This is a genomic window from Halorussus salinisoli (genome assembly GCA_005239435.1).
Taxonomy (GTDB): domain Archaea; phylum Halobacteriota; class Halobacteria; order Halobacteriales; family Haladaptataceae; genus Halorussus; species Halorussus salinisoli.
Map to the genome: position 1 here is coordinate 956,633 of SZNP01000001.1, position 22,273 is coordinate 978,905.

Annotated in this window: 29 protein-coding genes; 27 read left to right on the plus strand and 2 right to left on the minus strand. The window is 61.8% G+C overall.

Features of this window, described 5'->3' with window-relative positions; all coding sequences use genetic code 11:
• The first annotated feature begins 3 nt into the window (after positions 1–3).
• The 23 genes from rpl4p to E2484_RS09210 all read left to right on the plus strand — a co-directional run bounded on the left by rpl4p (position 4) and on the right by E2484_RS09210 (position 11,906).
• Positions 4–750 (plus strand): 50S ribosomal protein L4, encoded by a 747-nt coding sequence (gene rpl4p, locus E2484_RS09100; RefSeq protein WP_137284881.1) that lies wholly within the window; start codon positions 4–6, stop codon positions 748–750.
• Positions 747–998: a 50S ribosomal protein L23 gene (locus tag E2484_RS09105; RefSeq protein ID WP_137284882.1), complete on the plus strand. Its 252-nt coding sequence runs from the start codon at positions 747–749 to the stop codon at positions 996–998. The genes rpl4p and E2484_RS09105 overlap by 4 nt, the downstream gene beginning before the upstream one ends.
• 3 nt (positions 999–1,001) lie before the next feature.
• Positions 1,002–1,721 carry a 50S ribosomal protein L2 gene (locus E2484_RS09110; RefSeq protein WP_137284883.1) on the plus strand — a complete coding sequence of 240 codons (720 nt, stop codon included), beginning with the start codon at positions 1,002–1,004 and terminating at the stop codon, positions 1,719–1,721.
• Positions 1,722–1,724: 3 nt separating this feature from the next.
• Positions 1,725–2,150 carry a 30S ribosomal protein S19 gene (locus tag E2484_RS09115; RefSeq protein WP_137284884.1) on the plus strand — a complete coding sequence of 142 codons (426 nt, stop codon included), beginning with the start codon at positions 1,725–1,727 and terminating at the stop codon, positions 2,148–2,150.
• Between the two features lie 3 nt (positions 2,151–2,153).
• Positions 2,154–2,615: a 50S ribosomal protein L22 gene (locus E2484_RS09120; protein WP_137284885.1), complete on the plus strand. Its 462-nt coding sequence runs from the start codon at positions 2,154–2,156 to the stop codon at positions 2,613–2,615.
• A complete protein-coding gene (locus E2484_RS09125) occupies positions 2,615–3,553 on the plus strand; it encodes a 30S ribosomal protein S3 (RefSeq protein ID WP_137284886.1) in 939 nt (312 codons plus the stop codon). Before E2484_RS09120 ends, E2484_RS09125 begins: the two co-directional genes overlap by 1 nt.
• Positions 3,553–3,768, plus strand: a complete 216-nt coding sequence (rpmC, locus tag E2484_RS09130) for a 50S ribosomal protein L29 (RefSeq protein ID WP_137284887.1) — start codon at positions 3,553–3,555, stop codon at positions 3,766–3,768. Before E2484_RS09125 ends, rpmC begins: the two co-directional genes overlap by 1 nt.
• Positions 3,769–3,775: 7 nt before the next feature.
• Positions 3,776–4,204 carry a ribonuclease P protein component 1 gene (locus tag E2484_RS09135; RefSeq protein ID WP_137284888.1) on the plus strand — a complete coding sequence of 143 codons (429 nt, stop codon included), beginning with the start codon at positions 3,776–3,778 and terminating at the stop codon, positions 4,202–4,204.
• Positions 4,195–4,572 carry a 30S ribosomal protein S17 gene (locus E2484_RS09140; protein ID WP_137284889.1) on the plus strand — a complete coding sequence of 126 codons (378 nt, stop codon included), beginning with the start codon at positions 4,195–4,197 and terminating at the stop codon, positions 4,570–4,572. Before E2484_RS09135 ends, E2484_RS09140 begins: the two co-directional genes overlap by 10 nt.
• Complete coding sequence (locus E2484_RS09145) at positions 4,572–4,970, plus strand: 50S ribosomal protein L14 (RefSeq protein WP_137284890.1); 399 nt, start codon at positions 4,572–4,574, stop codon at positions 4,968–4,970. The genes E2484_RS09140 and E2484_RS09145 overlap by 1 nt, the downstream gene beginning before the upstream one ends.
• A complete protein-coding gene (rplX, locus tag E2484_RS09150) occupies positions 4,967–5,323 on the plus strand; it encodes a 50S ribosomal protein L24 (protein WP_137284891.1) in 357 nt (118 codons plus the stop codon). Before E2484_RS09145 ends, rplX begins: the two co-directional genes overlap by 4 nt.
• On the plus strand, positions 5,320–6,078 hold the full coding sequence (locus E2484_RS09155) for a 30S ribosomal protein S4e (protein ID WP_137284892.1): 759 nt from the start codon (positions 5,320–5,322) through the stop codon (positions 6,076–6,078). Before rplX ends, E2484_RS09155 begins: the two co-directional genes overlap by 4 nt.
• On the plus strand, positions 6,075–6,599 hold the full coding sequence (locus E2484_RS09160) for a 50S ribosomal protein L5 (protein ID WP_137284893.1): 525 nt from the start codon (positions 6,075–6,077) through the stop codon (positions 6,597–6,599). Before E2484_RS09155 ends, E2484_RS09160 begins: the two co-directional genes overlap by 4 nt.
• Positions 6,596–6,778 (plus strand): 30S ribosomal protein S14, encoded by a 183-nt coding sequence (locus E2484_RS09165; RefSeq protein ID WP_137284894.1) that lies wholly within the window; start codon positions 6,596–6,598, stop codon positions 6,776–6,778. The genes E2484_RS09160 and E2484_RS09165 overlap by 4 nt, the downstream gene beginning before the upstream one ends.
• A 2-nt stretch (positions 6,779–6,780) precedes the next feature.
• Positions 6,781–7,173: a 30S ribosomal protein S8 gene (locus E2484_RS09170; RefSeq protein ID WP_137284895.1), complete on the plus strand. Its 393-nt coding sequence runs from the start codon at positions 6,781–6,783 to the stop codon at positions 7,171–7,173.
• 2 nt (positions 7,174–7,175) lie between these two features.
• On the plus strand, positions 7,176–7,712 hold the full coding sequence (locus E2484_RS09175; protein WP_137284896.1) for a 50S ribosomal protein L6: 537 nt from the start codon (positions 7,176–7,178) through the stop codon (positions 7,710–7,712).
• 3 nt (positions 7,713–7,715) lie between these two features.
• Positions 7,716–8,423: a 50S ribosomal protein L32e gene (locus E2484_RS09180; protein WP_137284897.1), complete on the plus strand. Its 708-nt coding sequence runs from the start codon at positions 7,716–7,718 to the stop codon at positions 8,421–8,423.
• A complete protein-coding gene (locus tag E2484_RS09185; protein WP_137284898.1) occupies positions 8,420–8,860 on the plus strand; it encodes a 50S ribosomal protein L19e in 441 nt (146 codons plus the stop codon). The genes E2484_RS09180 and E2484_RS09185 overlap by 4 nt, the downstream gene beginning before the upstream one ends.
• 2 nt (positions 8,861–8,862) lie before the next feature.
• Complete coding sequence (locus E2484_RS09190; protein WP_137284899.1) at positions 8,863–9,414, plus strand: 50S ribosomal protein L18; 552 nt, start codon at positions 8,863–8,865, stop codon at positions 9,412–9,414.
• A gap of 3 nt (positions 9,415–9,417) precedes the next feature.
• Positions 9,418–10,062 (plus strand): 30S ribosomal protein S5, encoded by a 645-nt coding sequence (locus E2484_RS09195; RefSeq protein ID WP_137284900.1) that lies wholly within the window; start codon positions 9,418–9,420, stop codon positions 10,060–10,062.
• Positions 10,062–10,526, plus strand: coding sequence for a 50S ribosomal protein L30 (gene rpmD / locus E2484_RS09200; protein WP_137284901.1), 465 nt, complete (start codon positions 10,062–10,064; stop codon positions 10,524–10,526). The genes E2484_RS09195 and rpmD overlap by 1 nt, the downstream gene beginning before the upstream one ends.
• Before the next feature lie 2 nt (positions 10,527–10,528).
• A complete protein-coding gene (locus tag E2484_RS09205) occupies positions 10,529–11,014 on the plus strand; it encodes an uL15m family ribosomal protein (protein WP_137284902.1) in 486 nt (161 codons plus the stop codon).
• Positions 11,015–11,246: 232 nt separating this feature from the next.
• Entirely contained in the window at positions 11,247–11,906 is a 660-nt protein-coding gene (locus E2484_RS09210; protein ID WP_137284903.1) for an HAD family hydrolase, read from the plus strand.
• A gap of 61 nt (positions 11,907–11,967) precedes the next feature.
• On the opposite strand, the gene E2484_RS09215 is transcribed toward E2484_RS09210, so the two are convergent.
• A complete protein-coding gene (locus tag E2484_RS09215) occupies positions 11,968–12,714 on the minus strand; it encodes a DUF6663 family protein (RefSeq protein WP_321112228.1) in 747 nt (248 codons plus the stop codon).
• Positions 12,715–12,947: 233 nt separating this feature from the next.
• On the opposite strand from E2484_RS09215, the gene secY reads away from it, so the two are divergent.
• Complete coding sequence (gene secY / locus E2484_RS09220) at positions 12,948–14,417, plus strand: preprotein translocase subunit SecY (protein ID WP_137284904.1); 1,470 nt, start codon at positions 12,948–12,950, stop codon at positions 14,415–14,417.
• A 378-nt stretch (positions 14,418–14,795) separates the two neighbouring features.
• Here secY and E2484_RS09225 read toward each other — a convergent pair whose 3' ends face one another.
• The gene (locus E2484_RS09225; protein ID WP_137284905.1) at positions 14,796–15,770 is read right to left on the minus strand and encodes a DUF7351 domain-containing protein; all 975 of its coding nucleotides are present in this window, start codon (positions 15,768–15,770) and stop codon (positions 14,796–14,798) included.
• Between the two features lie 225 nt (positions 15,771–15,995).
• On the opposite strand from E2484_RS09225, the gene E2484_RS09230 reads away from it, so the two are divergent.
• The 3 genes from E2484_RS09230 (at position 15,996) to E2484_RS09240 (ending at position 22,192) form a co-directional block, all read left to right on the plus strand.
• Entirely contained in the window at positions 15,996–16,523 is a 528-nt protein-coding gene (locus E2484_RS09230) for a hypothetical protein (protein ID WP_137284906.1), read from the plus strand.
• A gap of 1,192 nt (positions 16,524–17,715) precedes the next feature.
• Complete coding sequence (locus tag E2484_RS09235) at positions 17,716–21,027, plus strand: MEDS domain-containing protein (protein ID WP_137284907.1); 3,312 nt, start codon at positions 17,716–17,718, stop codon at positions 21,025–21,027.
• A 745-nt stretch (positions 21,028–21,772) separates the two neighbouring features.
• Positions 21,773–22,192, plus strand: coding sequence for a universal stress protein (locus E2484_RS09240; RefSeq protein ID WP_137284908.1), 420 nt, complete (start codon positions 21,773–21,775; stop codon positions 22,190–22,192).
• The last annotated feature ends 81 nt before the right edge of the window (positions 22,193–22,273 follow it).

Consider the following 22,273-nt stretch of genomic DNA (forward strand, 5'->3'; position numbering starts at 1 on the left):
ACTATGCAGGCAACTATTCGCAACCTCGACGGCGAGGAAGACGGTTCCGTGGACCTGCCGGACGTGTTCTCGAAGACGGTCCGGCCGGACCTCATTAAGCGAGCCGTCCTCGCCGCGCAGGCAAACCGCAAGCAGGACTACGGTTCGGACGACTACGCCGGGATGCGAACCTCGGCGGAGTCGCCCGGCAGTGGTCGCGGGATGGCCCACGTCCCCCGGACGAACGGTCAGGGTGCGCGAGTACCTCAGACCGTCGGGGGTCGCAAGGCCCACCCGCCGAAGGAAGAGAAAGATCGAACGCTCGACATCAACACGAAAGAGCGCAAGAAGGCGATTCGGAGCGCCATCGCGGCGACGACCGACGCCGACCTCGTGGCCGAGCGCGGTCACCAGTTCGACGACGAGACCGACCTGCCGCTGGTCGTCTCCGACGACTTCGAGGACCTCGTGAAGACCAAGGAGGTCGTCTCGTTCCTCGAAGCTGTCGGCCTGGACGCCGACATCGAGCGCGCCGAAGAGAACAAGACGGTTCGAGCCGGTAAGGGTACGACCCGTGGTCGCAAGTACAAGACCCCGAAGTCGGTCCTGTTCGTGACCAGCGAGGAACCCTCGAAGGCCGCCCGCAACCTCGCGGGCGCAGACGTTGCGACCGCAGCGGAAGTCAACGCCGAGGACCTCGCGCCCGGCACGCACCCCGGCCGACTCACCGTCTGGACCGAGAGTGCAGTCGAGGAGGTGGCCGACCGATGAGCGTCATCGAGTACCCGTGGGTCACCGAGAAGGCGATGAACGAGATGGACTTCGAGAACAAGCTCCAGTTCATCGTGGACCTCGACGCAGACAAGCCCGAAATCCGCGAGGAGATCGAGAACCAGTACGAAGTCACCATCGAGAAGGTGAACACGATGGTCACCATGAACGGTGACAAGAAAGCCACGGTGACGCTCTCGGAGGACGACGACGCGCAGGAAGTCGCCTCTCGAATCGGGGTGTTCTGACACATGGGACGACGAATTCAAGGACAGCGACGTGGTCGCGGGACGCCGACGTTCCGCGCCCCCTCGCACCAGTACAAGGCGGACCTCACGCACAAGAAACCCGAAGACGTCGACACCGTCTCCGGGACGATCGTGGACATCGAACACGACCCGGCACGGAGCGCGCCGGTCGCCGCCGTCGAGTTCGAGGACGGCGACCAGCGACTCATCCTCGTGCCCGAAGGCGTCGGCGTCGGCGAGACCATCCAGATCGGCGTCAGCGCCGAAATCAAGGAGGGCAACACGCTGCCGCTAGCCGAGATTCCGGAAGGAGTCCCGGTCTGTAACGTCGAGCGCCAGCCCGGCGACGGCGGCAAGTTCGCTCGCGCCTCCGGCGTGAGCGCCAATCTCGTCACGCACGACCGCAACGCCGCAGTCGTCGAGCTTCCGAGCGGTGAAGTCAAGCGCCTCTCGCCCGACTGTCGGGCGACCATCGGCGTGGTCGCAGGCGGCGGCCGGACCGAGAAGCCGATGGTGAAGGCGGGGAACAAGTATCACAAGATGAAAGCGCGCGGCACCAAGTGGCCGAACGTCCGTGGCGTGGCGATGAACGCCGTGGACCACCCGTTCGGTGGCGGTGGCCGCCAGCACCCCGGCCAACCCAAGTCCGTCTCGCGGAACGCTCCGCCGGGGCGTAAGGTCGGGGACATCTCGTCTCGACGCACGGGACGAGGAGGTAACTGAGCCATGAGCGAAGGCGAATACCGAACCGGCCGTGAAGGTGAGTTCACCTACCGCGGCTACGATCTCGACGAGTTGCAGGACATGAGCGTCGACGAAGTCGCGGAACTGCTTCCCGCACGTCAGCGGCGAACCATCGAGCGCGGTCTGTCCACCGAGCAGGAGAAACTGCTCGAAGAGGCCCGTGAAGCGACCGAAGAAGGGTCGGCCAACGACCCGATCCGGACCCACCTGCGAAACATGCCGATTCTGCCGGAGTTCGTCGGCAAGACGTTCGCAGTGTACACCGGTCAGAGCTTCGAGCGCGTGGAAGTCGAACCGGAGATGCTGGGCCACTACCTCGGCGAGTTCCAGTTGACCCGCACGTCGGTCGAACACGGACAGGCCGGTATCGGCGCGACCCGCTCCTCGAAGTTCGTGCCACTCAAGTAAACCATGGGAATCAGTTACAGCGTCGAAACCGACCCGGACACCACCGCCAAGGGGATGCTCCGGGAGCGGCACATGAGCCACAAGCACAGCAAAGCCATCGCCCGCGAAATCAAGGGCATGACTGCAGCGGAGGCCCGCGAGTACCTCCAGCAGGTCATCGACGGCGAGCGGTCGGTTCCGTTCAAGTCCCACAACAGCGGCGTCGGCCACCGAAGCGACATCGACGGCTGGGACGCCGGTCGCTACCCCGAGAAGGCCAGCAACGCCTTCCTCGACCTCATCGAGAACGTCGTCAACAACGCCGACGAGCAGGGCTTCGAGGGTGAGTCGATGGAGATCATGCACGTCGCCGCCCACAAGATCGGCGAGGTGCAGGGCCGCAAACCCCGAGCGATGGGGCGAGCCAGCGCGTGGAACACGCCCGAGGTAGACGTCGAACTCGTACTCAAAGAGGTGCAAGAATAATGGCAGACGAACAACAGTTCATTCACGACGGGCTTCAGCGGTCCCAGATCGACGAGTTCTTCGCCGACGAACTCGGCCGCGCGGGCTACGGTGGCATGGAAGTCGCCAAGACCCCGATGGGCACTCAGATCGTGCTCAAGGCCGAGAAGCCAGGTATGGTCATCGGCAAGGGCGGGAAGAACATCCGGAAGATCACGACTCAGCTCGAAGAGCGGTTCGACCTCGAAGACCCGCAAATCGACGTGCAGGAAGTGGACGAACCGGACCTCAACGCCCGCATCGTCGCGGACCGACTCGCCAACGCGCTCGAACGCGGCTGGTACTTCCGGAAGGCCGGTCACACGACCATCGACCGCATCATGGACGCCGGCGCACTCGGTGCCGAAATCGTCCTCTCCGGAAAGGTGACTGGCGCGCGGTCGCGCGTCGAGAAGTTCAACCGCGGCTACATCAAGCACAACGGCGAACCCGCCGAGGACATCGTCGACCACGGACAGGGCGTCGCGGTCCTCAAACTCGGCACCATCGGCGTGGACGTGAAGATCATCCCGCCGGGAGCCAACCTGCCCGACGACTTCGAGATTCAGGAGGGCGCGAGCCCCGAAGAGATCGTCCCCGAGGCCGTCGAGGCCAACGAGCAGGCCGGCGTCGAGGAACTCCTCGAAGAGCCGACCGACGACGAACTCGAAGACCTCCGCGAAGAGGAGGAGGCAGGCGAGGAGCCCGCCGAACCCGGCGAGGAGGAGATCGACGAGGAAGTCGTCGAAGAGGTCATCGAAGAGGAGACCGAGAGCGAGGAGTCGGCTGAAGAAGCCGAGTCCGACGAGTCGGTCGAAGAGGAGCTCGACGAACTCGAAGAAGAGGTCGAGCAGGAAGCCGAAGACCTCATGGACGAGATGGAAGACGAAGAGAGCGACTCCGAGGAGGGTGACGAATAATGGCCATCCTTCACACCGAGGAGATCCGCGACATGACTCCCGCAGAGCGAGAGTCGGAACTGGAAGACCTCGAAACCGAACTCCTGAACGCGAAGGCCGTGAAGGCCGCCGGTGGCGCACCGGAGGACCCCGGCCGATTCAAGGAACTTCGCCGGACTATCGCGCGAATCAAGACGGTTCAGCGCGAGGAAGGCGACCTCGAAGACGAAGAGTAAGACAACGATGCCACTAACACCCGAGAATCTGACGCGACACGAGCTCAACGGACTTCACGTCCGCGTCGTGGACGCGGCGAACTCGGACCTCGTAGGAATCGAGGGCCGAGTCGTCGCCGAGACGCAGGGCACGTTGAGCGTCGCGTCCGACGCTCGGGTGCGACAGGTACCAAAGCAGGGCTCCACGTTCGAGTTCGCGCTCACAGATGAACCCGCCGACCTCGCCAAGAGGTCGGGGACCGCGTCCAAACGTGGGTCGGAAACTGCCGGAGTCCGCTCCGGTCAGTCTGGCCCGTCCGGCGAGTGTGTCTCGCCGGACTCCGGGGGAGGCCCCCGCGACTGCGAGGGCGTGGCCTACGTTACGGTGGATGGCGCGCGTCTGCTCTCACGACCCGCATTGCGTACCGAGAAGGCAGGTGACTCCAAATGGCAATAGGACTGAACGTATCAGAACCGGAGGGAACCTGCTCCGACGAGAACTGTCCGTTCCACGGAACGCTTTCCGTGCGCGGCCAGACACTCGAAGGAGAGGTTGCCTCCACCGACATGGACAAAACCGTGATCGTCGAGCGAGAGTACGACGTTCCGGTTCCGAAGTACGACCGGTACATGAAGCGCCGGTCCCGCGTTCCGGCACACCACCCGGACTGCATGGAACTGGAAGTCGGCGACACGGTTCGTATCGCAGAGACCCGACCGCTTTCGAAGACGAAGAGTCACGTCGTCGTCGAGCAGTTCGAGACGACGCGGAGCTTCGGCGCGGGCGGCACCGAACAACAGGACGAAACGGACGGTGAAGAATAATGGAAGCGCTCAAAGCCGACGTGACGCAGGGCCTCTCGAAGGGGTCGCTGCTGACGTGTGCCGACAACACCGGCGCGCGTGAACTCAAGGTCATCAGCGTTTCCGGCTACTCGGGCACCAAGAGCCGCCACCCCAAAGCGGGCATCGGCGACAAAGTGACCGTCTCGGTCACGAAGGGTACCCCCGAGATGCGACGACAGGTGCTGGAAGCAGTCGTCGTCCGCCAGCGACAGTCCATCCGCCGTCCCGACGGCACCCGCGTCAAGTTCGAAGACAACGCGGCCGTCATCATCGACGACGTGGAGGAACCGCGCGGGACCGAAATCAAGGGTCCCATCGCGCGGGAAGTCGCTGAGCGGTTCGGAAGTATCGCGAGCACCGCTACGATGATAGTATGACTACGCAACCACACAAACAGCGAAACCAGACCGAGCGTGCCTCGCTCCACGAGCGACACGAGCAGGTCAAGGCGACGCTCGCTGACGACCTCCGCGAGGAGTTCGACGCCCGCAGCGTCCGCGTCAACGCGGGCGACACCGTCGAAGTGATGCGCGGGGACTTCGCAGGCGAAGAAGGCGAAGTCATCAACGTCGACCTGCGCGACGCCGTCGTCCACGTCGAGGACGTTACCCTCGAGAAGGCAGACGGCGAAGAGGTCCCGCGGCCGCTCGACGCGAGCAACCTCCGCGTGACCGACCTCGACCTCGAGGACGACCGACGCGAGGCGCGCCTCCGAGGTGAGAACGAATGACGAAGCATCAGAAACGACTCTCAGTTCCGAAGTCCTGGCCGGTCGAGCGCAAGACCGAAACCTTCACCGTGAAGGCCGATTCCGGCCCGCACGGCGAGGACGGCGTTCCCCTCATCATCCTGCTGCGGGACGTGCTGGGCTACGTCCAGTCCCGGAAGGAAGCCCGGTACGCTCTCGACCAAGGGAACGTGCTGGTCAACGGTGACGAGAACGTCGCCGAGGACCGTCCCATCGGGATGTTCGACATCGTCGCGTTCACCGAGCGCGAAGAGTACTACCGCGTCTTCCCCGACGAAGGCGGTCGGCTCGCGCTGACCGAAATCGACGGCGACGCCGCCGGTAGCAAGCTCGGGAAGATCGAGGACAAGACGAAGGTCGCTGGCGACCGGACCCAGCTCAACCTCCACGACGGGCAGAACCTGCTCCTCGAAGACGCGAGCGAGTACGACGCTGGCGACTCCATCGTCATCAGCAACGACGACAGCGAAGTCGTCGCTCACTTCCCCTACGAGGAAGGCAGTCTCGTGACCGCGGTTCGAGGCGCACACGCGGGCGAAATCGGTGAAATCACCGAGATTCAGGTGACGCCCGGTAGCGGCTCGAACAACGTCGTGGTCGAACTCCTCGACGGTGACGACACCTTCGAGACGGTCGAAGAGTACGTCGTGGTCATCGACGAGAACTTCGTGGGCGACGCGGACGCGTCGGAAACCCCGAGCGGTGAAGACCGCGAGGACGGAGGTGACGACGAATGAGCGAAGCCGAGTCCGACTTCCACGAGATGCGCGAACCGACCATCGAGAAGGTCGTCGTCCACATGGGCGTCGGCGAGGGCGGCCGCGAACTCGCGGACGCCGAGGACATTCTCGAGGACGTGACCGGCCAGCAGAGCGTGCGAACGCTGGCCAAGTCCACCAAGCCCGAGTTCGGCATCCGTCAGGGTGACCCCATCGGCGCGAAGGTGACCATGCGCGACGACGAAGCAGAGGAGTTCCTCCGAAAGGCGCTGCCGCTGGCCGACGTCTCGGCCAAGCAATTCGACGAAACGGGGAACTTCAGCTTCGGCGTCGAAGAGCACACCGAGTTCCCGGGACAGGAGTACGACCCGAACGTCGGCATCTACGGACTCGACGTGACGGTCAATCTCGTGCGACCCGGTTACCGCATCAGCAAGCGCGACAAGGTGACTCGCTCGGTGCCGTCGGGTCACAAACTGAATGTCGAGGACGCAGTCGCGTACCTCGAATCCAACTTCGACGTTGAGGTCGAACAATGAGTGAAAGCGAAACCGACTCCGAGGCGACCGGAGAACACGCCGCCAAGCGCACCGGCCAGATCGAAGAGTGCCAGCGCTGCGGTCGAAAGCAGGGTCTCGTCGGCAAGTACGACATCTACCTGTGTCGGCAGTGTTTCCGCGAAGTCGCCCGGAGCATGGGCTTCAAGAAGTATCGATAATCATGGCAGGAAACGATCCGCTGGCCAACGCGCTCTCGGGCATCGACAACGCAGAGAGCGTCGGTCATCTCGACCACACGGTACAGCCCGCCTCGAACGAAATCGGCAGCGTACTCGAGGTCTTCTACGACCGCGGGTACATCGACGGCTTCGAGTTCGTCGACGACGGTAAAGCCGGGCAGTTCGAGGTCGAACTGAAAGGCGCGATAAACGAGTGCGGTTCGGTCAAGCCCCGGTACTCCGCCGGAGCAGACGAGTTCGAGAAGTGGGAGAAGCGATTCCTCCCCGCCCGTGACTACGGGGCGCTCGTCGTGACGACCAGCCGCGGCGTCATGAGCCACTACGAGGCCCGCGAGAAGGGCGTCGGTGGCCAAGTCATCGCGTACGTCTACTAACAATGGCACGAACAGAACTCGAAATTCCGGACGACGTGACCGCGGAGAAGGACCACCTCGAACTCACCGTCGAGGGGCCGGAGGGGAGCGTCACGCGACGCCTCTGGTACCCCGACGTATCGGTCGAAGTGGAAGACGGAACCGTAGTCATCGAAAGCGAAACCGAGGACGCCAAGACCAACGCGACCGTGGGCACGTTCGAGAGCCACGTTCGCAACATGATTCACGGCGTGACCGAGGGCTGGGAGTACACCATGGAGGTCTTCTACTCTCACTTCCCGATGCAGGTTCGCGCCGAGAACGGCGAGGTCGTCATCGAGAACTTCCTCGGTGAGAAGGCCCCGCGACGAACGAACATTCACGGTGACACGACCGTCGAAGTGGACGACGAGGTCCTCACCCTGAGCGGGCCGAGCATCGAGGACGTCGGCCAGACGGCCGCGGACATCGAGCAGTTGACCCGCGTCCAGGACAAGGACACTCGCGTCTTCCAGGACGGCGTCTACATCACCGAGAAGCCACAGACTGGAGGTGTCTAACGAATGGCAGACGACGAACCCGAAACACTCGAAGACGTAAGCGGGGTCGGCCCGAGCAAGGCCGACGCGCTCCGCGAAGCGGGCTTCTCGTCCGTCGAGGACGTGAAGGGCGCGAGTCAGGACGAACTCGCAGAGGTCGAAGGCATCGGGAACGCTCTCGCGGCCCGTATCAAGGCCGACGTGGGCGGTCTCGAAGTCGAAGAGGAGACCGAAGCCGAGATCGAAGAAGAAGAGCCGGAAGCCGACGAGGAAGCTGACGAGGAGGTCGAGACCGAACTTCAGCCCCGCGGGCTGGTCGACAAGACTCCCGACCTCAGCGAGCGCGAGGAGGAACTCCTCACCCAGCGCAAGCGCGTCGGCAAGCCGCAGTTCAACCGGCAGGACTACCACAAGAAGAAGCGGACGCCGACTTCGTGGCGACGCCCGCGCGGTCAGCTGTCGAAGCAGCGCCGCGGCATCAAGGGCAAAGGCCCGACGGTCGAGGCCGGTTTCCGCACGCCGAAGGCCGTGCGCGGCAAGCACCCCAGCGGCTTCGAGGAGGTTCGCGTTCACAACGTGGACGACCTCGAAGGCGTCGACGGCGACACGGAAGCGGTCCGCATCGCCTCGAAAGTCGGTGCCCGCAAGCGCGAGCGCATCGAGGAACAGGCCGAGGAGAACGGCATTCGCGTCCTTAACCCGACCTACGTCGAAGTGGAGGTCGAAGAATGAGTGACCTGAGTGCACAGAAGCGACTCGCCGCAGACGTCCTCGACGTCGGTCAGAGTCGCGTCTGGTTCGACCCGGACGCGCAGGGTGACATCGCGGAAGCGATTACCCGCGAGGACATCCGCGAACTGGTCGACGACGGCTCCATCGCCGCCAAGGAGAAGAAAGGCAACTCGCGCGGTCGTGCGCGCAAGCGCAAGGCCAAGCGCGACTACGGCCACCAGACCGGCGCTGGAACCCGCAAGGGCAAGTCCGGCGGTCGCCAGCAGCAGAAAGAACAGTGGCAACAGACGATTCGCGCGCAGCGACGGAAGCTCCGCGAACTCCGCGCCGAGGGTGAGATCACCCAGTCGCAGTACCGCGACTTGTACGACAAGTCGAAGGGCGGGGAGTTCCGTAGCGTCCAGTACCTGCTGAACTACATCGAGAGCAACTACTAACAATGGCAACAGGACCACGATACACGGTGCCGATGCGCCGTCGCCGCGAGGTCCGGACTGACTACCATCAGAGGTTGCGCCTGCTGAAATCGGGTAAACCCCGGCTGGTGGCTCGCAAGAGCAACCGGCACGTCAGGGCGCAGCTGGTCACGATGGGTCCCAACGGCGACGAGACGGTCGTGAGCGCCTTTTCGGGCGACCTCGAAGAGTACGGCTGGGAAGCCCCGACGGGCAATCTCCCCAGCGCGTACCTGACGGGGCTGCTCGCCGGAAAGCGAGCGCTCGAAGCCGGAGTCGAGGAAGCCGTCCTCGACATCGGCCTCAACACCGCGACACCCGGAGGCAAAGTATTCGCAGTGCAGGAAGGCGCTATCGACGCAGGGCTCGACATCCCCCACAACGACAGCGTGCTGGCCGACTGGTCGCGTAACCGCGGCGAGCACATCGCCGAGTACGCCGAGCAGTTGGACGAACCGCTGTACAGCGGGGACTTCGACGCCACAGAACTACCCGAGCACTTCGACGAAGTGCGCGAGAACCTCATGGAGGACTAACGTATGTGTGCAAACCACGACGGCTGGGAACCCCAGACCCGTCTCGGCCGCAAAGTCGCCGAGGGCGAAATCGACACGATGGAGGACGCCCTCAACTCCGGTCTCCCGCTGAAGGAGTCGGAACTGGTCGACCAGCTTCTGCCGGGACTGGAGGACGAAGTGCTGGACATCAACATGGTCCAGCGCATGACCGACTCCGGTCGCCGCGTGAAGTTCCGGTGCGTCGTCGCCATCGGTAACCGCGATGGCTACGTCGGCTACGCCGAAGGCCGCGACGACCAGGTCGGCGGCGCTATCCAGAAGGCGATAGACATCGCCAAGCTGAATCTGATTCAGGTCAACCGCGGCGCGGGGTCGTGGGAGGACCGAAGCGAACGACCGCACTCGCTGGCTCGCCGGACGAAAGGCAAGGCAGGCAGCGTCGAGGTCGAACTGATTCCGGCCCCGACCGGACTCGGACTCGCGGCGACCGATACCGTCCGGAAGATTCTGGAACTGGGCGGCGTCGAGAACGCGTGGACCAAGAGCCACGGCAACACCCGGACCACGCTCAACCTCGCCAAGGCAACCTACAACGCGCTGGAGAACGCCGCGGAATCCCGCGGTCCGCGAGGTCGAACCGACTACAGCGAGGAGGTGGCCGAGTGATGAAGGCAGTCGTTCAGATTCGCGGCGAGGTCGACATGACCGGCGAGACCCAGGACACGTTGGAGATGCTGAACCTCCACCGCGTGAACCACTGCGCGCTCGTTCCGGACACCGACACCTACCGCGGGATGATCACCAAGGTCAACGACTACACCGCGTACGGCGAACCGAGCCAGGACGTGCTGGAGACGCTGCTCGAAAAGCGGGCCGAACCCCTCGAGGGCGACGCAGACATCGACGACGAGTGGGTCGCCGACGAGACCGACTACGACGACGTGAGCGACCTCGCGTCGGCGCTGTTGGACGACGAGACGACCCTGCGCGAGCAGGGCCTCGCTCCGGTCCTCCGACTTCACCCGCCGCGCGGCGGTCACGACGGACTCAAGCACCCCACCCAGGAAGGTGGCCAACTCGGCAAGCACGACACCGAGCAAATCGATTCGCTCCTGAAGGCGATGCGATAACCATGACCGACAAGAAACGACGACAACGCGGCTCCCGCACGCACGGCGGCGGTAGTCACAAGAACCGGCGCGGTGCCGGACACCGCGGCGGTCGCGGACGCGCGGGTCGCGCCAAACACGAGTTCCACAACTATGAACCGCTCGGCAAACACGGCTTCTCCCGACCGGAGAAGGTTCAGGAAGAGGTCCTGACCGTCACGGTCCAGAAGCTCGACGAGGACGCGGCCCTGCTGGCCGCGGACGGCGACGCCGAGGAGACCGACTTCGGCTACCGCCTCGACGCCCGCGACGTGGTCGAGGACGGTTGGGACGCCGACGCCGTGAAGGTTCTCGGCGACGGTCAAGTCCGCAACCAGCTAGAAGTGACGGCCGACGCCTTCTCCGCGACTGCGGTCGAACTCATCGAGGAGGAAGGCGGCGACGCCGTTCTCAGCGACCGCGCCGAAGAGGCCGAAGAGGAAGAAGAAGCGTCGGACGACGACGAGTAACTACGGATTTCGTTTTTCGTTTTGTCACGTTCGTTCCCGGGCCGCGAGTAGTGACTTCTGTAGAATTCGATGGACGTCGGCGAGTTCGTTCGTGATTCCTCGCGAGTATTCCACCCGACGTATCTATACGTTCTCGACGCTCCTGGCACTCGGACGGGCGGATCTGTCAGATTCGCGCGCTCGGGGGTGCATCGACTGAAACACTTATATCGGAGGCTCTCTATGACTTGATATGACCTACGATACCGTCGTCTTCGACAACGACGGTGTCCTCGTCGGTCGAACGAGCTTCGACGTCCTCCGGGAAGCGACCCAGGAGACGTTCGAACAGTTCGGCGTGACCGACCTGGACCCTGACCACGTCGACGACATGACCGTGGGAGCGACCCCTAGTCGAGTTGCCGACGTCTGTGACGAGTACGACCTCGACCCGGAGCGGTTCTGGCGTGCGCTCGACCGCACGTCGTCCCGAGCCCAGCAGCAAGAAGCGCGTGCGGGACGCAAGACTCCCTACGACGACATCCACACGCTGGCCGACCTCGATACCTCGATGGGAATCGTGAGTTCGAACCAGCAGGAGACGGTCGACTTCCTTCTCGACCACTTCGACGTGTCCCACATGTTCGACACCGCCTACGGCCGCGAAGCGACCATCGAGAGCCTCGACCGCCGGAAGCCCAACTCTCACTACATCGACCGCGCGCTGGCCGACCTCGACGCCGACTCGGCGCTGTTCGTCGGCGACAACGAGTCCGACATCCGGGCGGCCGAGAACGCGGGCATCGACTCGGCGTTCATCCGGCGGCCCCACCGCCGCGACTGGGAACTCAACGTCTGGCCGACGTGGGACATCGAGTGCCTGGACGACCTCCACAGAGTCTGTAGCGCCTGAGAAGCCCGCGGCCAGGGAGACGACCCGGTGCGAGCAGTGGAGTCGCGGCGCGAGACGGAAGTTACCCGAGTGGCTCCGACGGCTCCGGACAGTCGTACGTCTCGCGAAGGGTGTCGGCGAACTGCCCGCCTTTCCGGAGCGTGATCGTGACGGCGACGAACTGCTCGTCTGCGGGACGGAGGACGAACACCTCCCGTGGCGACGAGCCTTCGCGGTCGTTCACCCTGTCGACCAGCGGTTCGAGCGGGCGAGTGCCGTCGCGAAACGCCTCGAACGTGCCACCCACTCCGTCGTCGGCGAACACGTAGAGGACGCCGTTGACCTCGTTGTCGGTGTTGCGGGTTACGCGACTGTTCATACCGTCGCCCGCGGCACGCGCCTCGGTCCACGTCTCCTGTGCCGCCTCGAACACCGGTTCGATGTCGTCGGCGAAGACGTACAGCGTCGGACGACGCACCGACACCGACCGGACCGTCGGCCGGGCCGACGACCAGTCGAGGTCGGCGTCTACGAGGTACCCCGGCCGGAGGTCGGTGACCGGGGCGTCGTGGCCCGTCTCGGCGGTGACGACCGGTTCGTACGTCTCTCGGTCGAGGAGGCGCAGGCTCCCGTCTTCGGGAGCGGCCAGCACGCGGTAGCGCTTCTCGTCGGTGGTCTGGTCGTCCGCTGTGGGTTCGTCGCGTTCCGTGGTCTGGTCGTCTCTTGCGTTCCGGCCATCTGTGGCCCGGTCGTCGGTGGACTGTACGCCTTCTGCGGTTTCGTCGTTGTCCGCGGCCCAGATGTCGTCCGTGGCCGGGTCGTCGTTCATGGAGTCCGTTAGGGAGTGGTGCCGGGAAAAGTACTCGCATCGATACTCCCGTCGGACGACGCGGTGCGGTTTCTACCGAGGGGAACGAGGTGGGACGAAAGCGTGGACGAGGACGAGGGCGACGTAGGGTCGAAACGCCCGTAATTCTCGTGCAACCCGTGCAATTTCATCATATCCCACGCCGTGGCTCAAAGCGAAGCACATACAAGCCCCCGTCCGATGTATTGCGATATATGAGTTGGAAAGAAGCGGCAGAACCAGTACTCACGCGGATGCCCTCCGTGCGACGGCCGGAGGGCCACGTTCCGTTCAAGCGAAAGCTTGGGTGGACCGCGGGCGTGTTGGTTCTGTATTTCTTCCTCACGAACGTCTTCCTGTACGGGGTAAACATCGGAGGCAACGACGCCTTCGGACAGTTCCGCTCGATTCTAGCGGGCGGACAAGGGACAGTCCTCCAACTTGGTATCGGTCCGATAGTCACCGCGAGCATCGTCCTCCAGTTGCTCGGCGGTGCGGACTTGCTCGGACTCGACACCGACGACCCCCGCGATCAGATTCTGTATCAGGGCCTCCAGAAGCTCCTGGTGGTCGTGATGATCTTCCTGACCGGTCTGCCGATGGTGTTCGCCGGCGGTTTCCTGCAGGTCGACCCGCAGGTCGCCCAGAACCTCGGTATCGGCGTGATGGGCGTCAAGTGGCTCATCTTCGCCCAAATCGCGGTCGGTGGTATCCTCATCCTGTTCATGGACGAGATCATCAGCAAGTGGGGCGTCGGCTCCGGTATCGGCCTGTTCATCATCGCGGGAGTCAGCCAGAAGCTCCTCGGCGGACTGTTCGCGTGGCCGAGTCTGCCGGGCCAGACCGGCCTCATCCCGACGTGGATAGCCCTGATTACCGGGAGCGCAGAGAACGTGCCCTCGCTGCTCACCAGCGACGGAATCCAGTACCTGTTCCTCGGTGACGGCGACATCATCGCGCTCGTCACGACGGTACTCATCTTCGCCATCGTCGTGTACGCCGAGAGCGTCCGGGTCGAGATTCCCCTGAGCCACGCCCGCGTGAAGGGCGCTCGGGGCCGATTCCCCGTGAAGCTCATCTACGCCAGCGTCCTGCCGATGATTCTCGTCCGGGCGCTCCAGGCCAACCTCCAGTTCCTCGGGCGCATCCTCTACAGCCAACTCGGCGACGGGATGCCCGCGTGGCTCGGCACCTACGGCCAGGCCGGAAATCCGACCGGCGGGTTGTTCTACTATCTCGCGCCGATTCAGACTCCCGGCCAGTGGATGTGGTGGACCGGGACGGTCGCCCAAGAACCGTGGCAGGTCATCCTCCGGGTCCTCATCGACCTCACGTTCATGGTCGTCGGCGGTGCCATCTTCGCCATCTTCTGGGTGGAGACCACCGACATGGGACCGGAAGCGACCGCCAAGCAGATTCAGAACTCCGGGATGCAGATTCCCGGCTTCCGGCAGAACACGGGCGTCATCGAGAAAGTGATGGAGCGGTACATCCCGCAAGTCACCGTCATCGGCGGCGCGCTCGTCGGCCTGCTGGCCGTGCTGGCGAACATGCTCGGCACCATCGGCGGCGTCTCCGGGACGGGCCTGCTGCTGACCGTCTCCATCACGTACAAGCTCTACGAGGAGATCGCCGAGGAGCAGTTGATGGAGATGCACCCGATGATGCGGGACATGTTCGGGTAGAGAGATATACAAACGATATACAAACCGCGTTCGGGCGGTTTGGAACTTCGATCGGTCGTTCGGTCCCTTGACCGAATACGGCCACACCGCTATTTCTCAGGAGTTACTACCCTGAGCCGCTGTACGGGTTCAATCTCGTCGACACGGTGCAGTCACTTCTACAACTACCCCTCCTGAACTGCGACCGTCACTAACGAGGGGCCTTGTTGAAACCCTCACCCGCTGATAGGATTGAACCGACTGTTCACAATACAGAGCGTCTATTTATCAGTGTCACCCGCGTCCGAGAACTAGCGTACTCGTCTAGGGGTACTCACCGAAATCTCGTATAAGTAGTGCTCAATTGATGGTGCATATTTCTCATCGGATTTGGTTGTCTCACGTCTGGACATCGACAACAGTACCTTCCTCGTCGAGCGTCACGGCAAGTTGGTCGTCGTCGATGACGACCGTGGCCTCAATTGTCAGCGGGTCTTCGGATACGACGGTCTGGTCGGCGATAGTCTCCGTCGCCAGGCGGGGCCACTTGTGGCCCCAGGGGTCGTAGCCGTGGTCATGATAGAATGCCGTCACTGTCGGATGTTGAAGCATGTGTACCCCGGTAGACAGTTGCCAGGCTCCCTTACAGACGGAACAGACGCTCTTGAACTGGATCTCGACGGTGCGGTCGCAGTTAGGGCAAACTTGGCCGTCGCCGACCACGTGGTCCTCACAGATGAGGGGGATCACGGCTATCTCTCCGGAACACTCGGGACAGACCCCCTCGATTCGCATCAGGAGTCGGTGTTTTTTCCATGTAAGTAGTTTCCGGTACATTTCGGTCACTGACCGGGCGCTGACCCCCGCTGGCGGCAACATTCCGATTCGCATCAGCACACCCGATGGGATTTCAGGGAAATCGTAATTCCCTTCGCAAGCCGTACATCGGATAAGTAAGCCCTCAGGTGATCGGTTAGTTCCATGGTCGAGGACGACCTGGCCGCCACACCGGGGACAGGGGTCGTCGATCGGCTCGGCGTCGAACACCACTTCGTCAGTCAGCGTGCCTGCGAGTATCGTACTGATGATTTGCCAGCCTGCTCGCCGGAGGGCATATCCCTCGTCGGTCTGGCGGACGAACGGCCCGACGAGCTGGGTGAGGTGGTAGTTGAACTGCGAGCCATCCCGCATCCCGACGCGCTTGCGTAAATCCGCGAACGACAGTGCCTTGCGCTCAAAAGTAGAGTCTGGGTCGTCTAATGGGTCGTCTAGATCCCAGAGCTCGCTGAGGATGGCCAACCGAGTTTCGTGGCCGAGGATTGCGAACGTCTCGTCCGGCGAGAGCCCGCTTCGGCGCTCGGTGTCGCTGGACATAGTAACATCGGAGGCCAGTAGGACGTATGGAATGTTAACTATTGCTACGAATTAGATGGTGTGTGCGACCGATGTCCAGGCATGCCGACTTGTTGGGTGGGTCAGGTATACGGAGTTCAGTTCGAGTGCTTAGAGAAATATATTCCAGTTTGGGCGCTTATTGAAATGGTTTTCAGCTAACATTTATTCCGGCGGTGAGCGTGGTTTTGTCTGGAGGCACTACCGATGGAACCCAAGACTGGCCCAGAGGACGCGGGCCAGACCGATGACAAATCAGAGTATACGACCAGCCGTATGCTCCCGACAGGAGGTGACCGGCAAGCATCCCAGTTCAAGCACGCCGTCCTTGTGGCAGCGTATTTCGTGTTGGCTGGCGTGAGCCTCCTATTAGCTGCGCTCGGGGTCGTGACCGCGTCGGCAGCCGTACTACCACCGGGGCCGCTGGGCGTCGTCCTCATCCTCACCGTGGGGATAGGACTCATGGTCGCCGCGCCGACTATCGCTCGGTGGGTGTTCATCACGGGTCTTGACGTCATAGAACGGTGGCTCGTGACGCCCGACACGGATTCAGTCCCCACTCCAGCATACAACGAGGACACCGCAGTCGCGCTGCAGGTGATTGCGCTCCACGATGCCGGTCAGTCTGAGGCAGCCATCGAAGCCGTGACAGGGATTTCCCAAGATACCATTGCCACGATTCTTGAGCGGCGCGGGGAATATCTCGCGACTGCCACACCGGTGGGGGATGGATAGCGCCATGCCTCCACAGGAACGCGACACTGCTCGTGGTTGGCCTGCTCATCCTCGCTGTCCGCTCACAACAAGACGTGTAACTGGAACTCGGGGCAAGGGTGATACGTTCACGCTCTAAATTTATCACGATGAGAAGCCACCCTGTCCGAGGACGACCGTTTTCGTCTACGCTGTACGTATTCCCGATTCATTATTGCCGGACTTCTCTGTCTGGGTAATCTCCCTGCTCAATTCGCACCACGTGTTGCTCACGCCACCTACTGTCAGTCCCCAAGGATTTCAACAGAGCCGTTTGAACCGGAGTAAGGTAGAACAAGCGCGAACTGATGGCGCGGAGGAGTCGGTTCAGACTTACTCCGAGAATATAGACGGAATGGCGGAGTAACCAATTTCAGGACAGAAGGTATAAGTCGTCTATTCTCTAACTTTACTAGAAGACTGCGTCGACGATTTTATAGAATTGACGTTCGGGTTGCTAGTCCAGTCACAAAAAAGCCCGCCGGACAAGAAGTCCGACTGACTCACCAAAGCCGTCGGGCAGATGTCCCGACAGACTCACCGTGGACGTACCAGCGTGGCTGGCTTGCCCATATACAGTGTCGATGTCGATCATAAAAAACTGGTAACGAATCGTCTTGGACTCGGTTTATATCCGTTCCGGTGGATAGAGGCAGACACAGGTAGTTTTCTGCGGGTAATAGTACGACCACGACTGGATACGAGGTCCGAGGTCCTATTGGTCGGCGAAGTTGAGGAATGCTTTTAGCTCGTCCTGTCCCAGATCGTAGAGATGGTTGCCGCTGGATAGGCACCTAAATACGGCCTTTTCGCGATTCCAGATGTATTCGAGATACCAGCGTGTAGTTAGCTATTATCAGGACTAATCTCCTACAAGGGGTCTAGTTACCAAGAGGTAGAGACGAGAGCTACATGCTCTGTATTCGGCGACGGTTATCCGGACTATTTAAATCCGAGAACGCGACGAAACGTGAGAGGATGATGAAGTATGGTCCTTGCTGAAACCCGCTGACAACGAGAACGAGGCAAAGCAGTATTGTAGAGACTGAAATCGGGGTTACGATGGGAGAGTGCAATACTCTTTTCCCGCCGGGGACATATCTCCGTATATTATGACACTGGTGAAACTGGGGGTCGCGGGATTGCGTTCTCGAAGCGAAAGGAGGGAGACAACGTGAGTGAACACGCATCTCCGACCGCCGGGACGGGCAACCCGGTGACACTCCGGAATGGGCTCGAAGCGTTCGAGTCGAGCGTGGAGTTCGACGGCCCTGTCGAGCAGCTCGACGGTCACTACTGTAACGACCACTTCGCCCAGATTTACGAGTCCGACGCCGAGCGGTTCGCCGCTGCCGTCCCGTTCGTGCGCCACGGCCTCGAACAGGGCGAGCGCGTCATGTACGTCGTCGATGAGACAAACGAGGCGGAGGTCAGAGCGGCACTTCGCAGCGGGGATATCGACGTCGACGCCGCGCTCGACTCCGGGGCGCTGTCGTTCCACACTGCAAAGGAGACGTATCTCCAAAACGACTCGTTCGACCCCGACGAGATGGTCGAGTTCTACGGCGACACCGTTGCGGCGGCAACCGAGGAGTACGAGGCGCTCCGGATTCTCGCCGAGACGTCGTGGCTCGACGGCAACGCCATCCCGTCCGAGCAGTTCATGGAGTACGAGGCGAAGGTAAACCAACTGTTCGACGCCGAAGACTGCCTCGCACTCTGTCAGTACGACCGTAACGGCTTCCCGCCGGAGTTCATTCGGAACATCGTCCGGTCCCACCCGCACCTCATCTACGACGGCACGGCGTGTCACAACGTCTACTACACGCCGCCCGCCGAGGTCTTCGACGACGACCCCGATCGGGAGGTCGACCGGATGCTCGGCACGCTCCGCGACCGCACCGAGGCGAGGGCAGAACTCCAGCAACGGGACAGATTTCTGCAGGACCTCTACACCATCACGGCCGACCAGAGCAAGTCGTTCGAGGAGAAGATTCACGCGCTCCTCGACCTCGGATGTGAGCAGTTCGGCCTCGACGTCGGCGGTGTGAACCGCGTCGACCCGGAGGCGGACTACTTCGAGGTCGAATACCTCAACGGCGACCACGAACTCTTCGAACCCGGGGCTGAATTCCCGCTGGCGGACACGTACTGTCAAGCCGCCACCGACATCGAGGCAGCCGCACTCGTGTCGGACCCGGTCAAAGAAAGCTTGGACGACGTCCCCGTCTTCGACGAGTTCGGTATCGAAGGGTACATCGGAACGTACATTCCGGTGAATGGCGGCATGGACCGGACGCTCGGCTTCCTCCCCGCCGAGAACGAACCGGTGTCGTTCTCCGAGCAGGACCGGACGTACCTCGAACTGATAGGCCAGTGGGTCAGCTACGAGCTCAACCGCCGCCAGCGCGAGCAGTTCCTCCGGGAGTGCTACCAGATTACGGCCGACCCTGACCGCGAGTTTGAGGAGAAGGTCGAACACCTGCTCGAACTCGGCCGGGACTGGTTCGACCTCGACATGGCTGGCCTCCATCACTTGCCGTCCGACAACGGTAAGTTCCAACTGGAGCAGGGCGTCGGTCTCGACGTCGACCCCGACGAACTGTTGATCACCGATCCGGGCGAGGGCGCGTACTGTCGGCAAGCAATTGCGTCCGACCAACCGGTCGGGATGCCAGACGTACGGGGCACCGACTGGGAGGACGACCAAATCTACGAGGAGCTGGGGGTGACGAGTTATCTCGGTACCACAGTCTCGGGAGGGAGCACACCGTTTGGCACGCTATGGTTCGGCAGCACCGACCCGCGTGACGTGCCGTTCTCGGAGGTCGAGCACACGTTCCTCGATCTGATGGGCCAGTGGATCGGCTACGAACTGGAGCGTCGCCGCCGCGAACGCTTCCTACGTGAGTGCTACGGAATCACGGCCGATCCCGACCTGTCGTTCGAGGAAAAACTCGAACAGTTACTCGAGTTAGGACGTGAGCAGTTCGACGTCGAGATGGCCGGATTGAATCACCTCCCGTCGTGGGACGGGCCGTTCCGACTCGAGAAGGGCGTCGGTTTCAACGTCGACTCCGACACCGAAGTCTGGACCGACCCGGGCGAGGGGTGCTTCTGTCGGCAAACCATCGAGCAGGACGAACCAGTCGCAATGGCAGACGTCAGTGACACCGACTGGGCCGAGGACACGATTCACCAGCAGTTCGGTCTGACAAGCTATCTCGGTACCAAGGTGATGAGCGGTGCCACTCCCTATGGGACGCTCTGGTTCGGAAGTACGAACTCACGTAATCGCTCGTTCTCGGAGACTGAACGGACGTTCCTCGAGTTGATGGGGCAGTGGGTGAGCTACGAACTGGAGCGCCGCGAACACAAGCAGGATCAACAGGAATTGTATAGGATCACGGCCGACCGCGACCTCTCGACCGATGAGAAGATCGCGGAACTGCTGGAGTTAGGATGTGAACGGTTCGACCTGCCCGTGGGGATGCTGACCCGCAAGCGCGAGGAGGCGTTCGAAATCACGAAGATGCGCGGCTCTCATCCCGAACTCGATGAGGGGACGCTCACACCCCCACTGACCGACAACTACTGTCGCCGGGTCGTAGACACCGGGTCGACGATCATTGCCGCCGACACCGGGGAAGCGGGTTGGGACGGGGATGCCCTCTACCACGAGTTCGGGCTCAAATGCTATGCTGGGGTACAACTGACCGTCGGCGATGAGGCCTACGGCACCATTTGCTTCACGGACTTGTCACCCCGAGATGTGGAGTTTACCGAGGCCGAGGAGACGTTCCTCGAGTTGATGGGGCAGTGCGTGAGTTACGAGCTCGAACGCAACCACCGGGAAGCCCAACTTGAGCACAAGAACGACCGGCTCGAATCGTTCGCCAGTATGCTCGCGCATGAACTCCGGAATCCGGTTGCAATTGGCCAAATATATAGTCAGCAACTTCCGGACGAGGCAGATGCGGAGGCGGTCGAATACGTCACAGATGCGTTTGACCGCATTGAGGACATGGTCGACGTCCTGCTTATACTCACCCGGGGCCGCGAGGCCATCAGTGAGCGGACTCCAGTGGACCTCGCCGACATGGTCCACAAGGCGTGGGACACGGTGGAAGCACCTAATGCCGTGCTCGATACCGAACTTGACCAGACGATCGAGGCCGACGAGACGTACATCCGGCATCTGTTCCGGAACTTACTCGAGAACACCGTGGAACACGGCGGCGAGGACGTGACGATCAGGGTTGGCAATCTTGATGACGGGTTCTACGTGGCCGACGACGGCACTGGCATCCCGCCCGAGGACCGCAACGTGATCTTCGACGAGGGATACACGACGGCCGCGGACAACGGCGGGACTGGCCTCGGATTGGCGTTCGTCCAGAAACTTGCCGAGGTGTACGAGTGGGACATCACAGTCACCGAAAGCGAGGACGGCGGTGCCCGGTTCGAGTTTCGCGACCTCGCCTGAAGCGGTCGGAGTCGATATCGTAATCCGAACTGGTTTCGCTTTCGAGCTGTAGCGGGCCACTCATGGCCGTGCGTGACCACTGTTGCGGGAATGTTCGGGTAGAGAGATATACAAACGATATACAAACCGCGTTCGGGCGGTTTGGAACTTCGATCGGTCGTTCGGTCCTTTGACCGGATACGACCACATCGCTATTTCTCAGGACTCACTACCCTGAGCCACTGTTCTATATTCAATATCGACACCGTACAGTCACTTCTACAACTCCCCCTTCTGGTGTCTGACTTGGACCATGTTAATCGTCCTGATGACGCCATCCGTTCTCGGGGCCCTCCTCTATCTGGCCGTGCTTTCGACCGCTGCTGCATGGTACCTCTGGTATAACGGATTAGAATACGTTGACGCGGGGACGGTTGCGGTCTTCTTTTTATCCAACCGTTGGTTGGGACTCTTCTTGGCGCACCCTCGTTAGGTGAAGTGATTGGTCCCGGTTTCGTCGCTGGTGGCCTTGTCATGGCTCTCGGCGTATACATCGTATCTACGTCGACCACCACCTAAGCGAACGAATCCAATCCACAGACGGCCTCGCCAAAATCTGGTGTTCAGTCTTTCTAGAGGTGATTTGCCATTCTTCGTCCCTACCTTACGGACAATCAGTCCAAGAGGCGTCACCGGAATCCCACAATCTGTTCCACGACCGGCAAGACTGACGAACGTTTTTCACAGCGAAAAACGTACTCAGCGTATGATTTCACAAGTTCTCGTCGCTATGGATGGATCGGAGGTGGCGGAGCAGGCACTCAGGTATGCACTCGACGCCCACCCTAACGCGGAAATCACGGTTCTAACAGTGGTTGGCGAACCATCGGCGATGTTTGGGGAAGCAACAGCTATCGCTCTCGCAGACGATCCTGAACAATCGGCGAAGGAACACGCTCAGCCGGTGATAAATCGTGCACAGGAGATCGCCTCTGAGTACGATACCGAGATTGGCACCAAGATAGAGACTGGACATCCGGTGAGGGTGATTCTCGATCGGGCCGATGATTTCGATACGGTCGTAATCGGAAGCCACGGTGGGACCCTAGCAGATCGAATATTCGTTGGGAACGTCGCCGAGAAAATCGTTCGTCAATCACCGGTCCCGGTAACTGTCGTCCGATAGCAAAAACGGTCTCCCAACAGTAGAATGCCCGTGGTCGATATTGATTATCTCCCTTATAGAAGAAAATAGGGGGATAGGTCC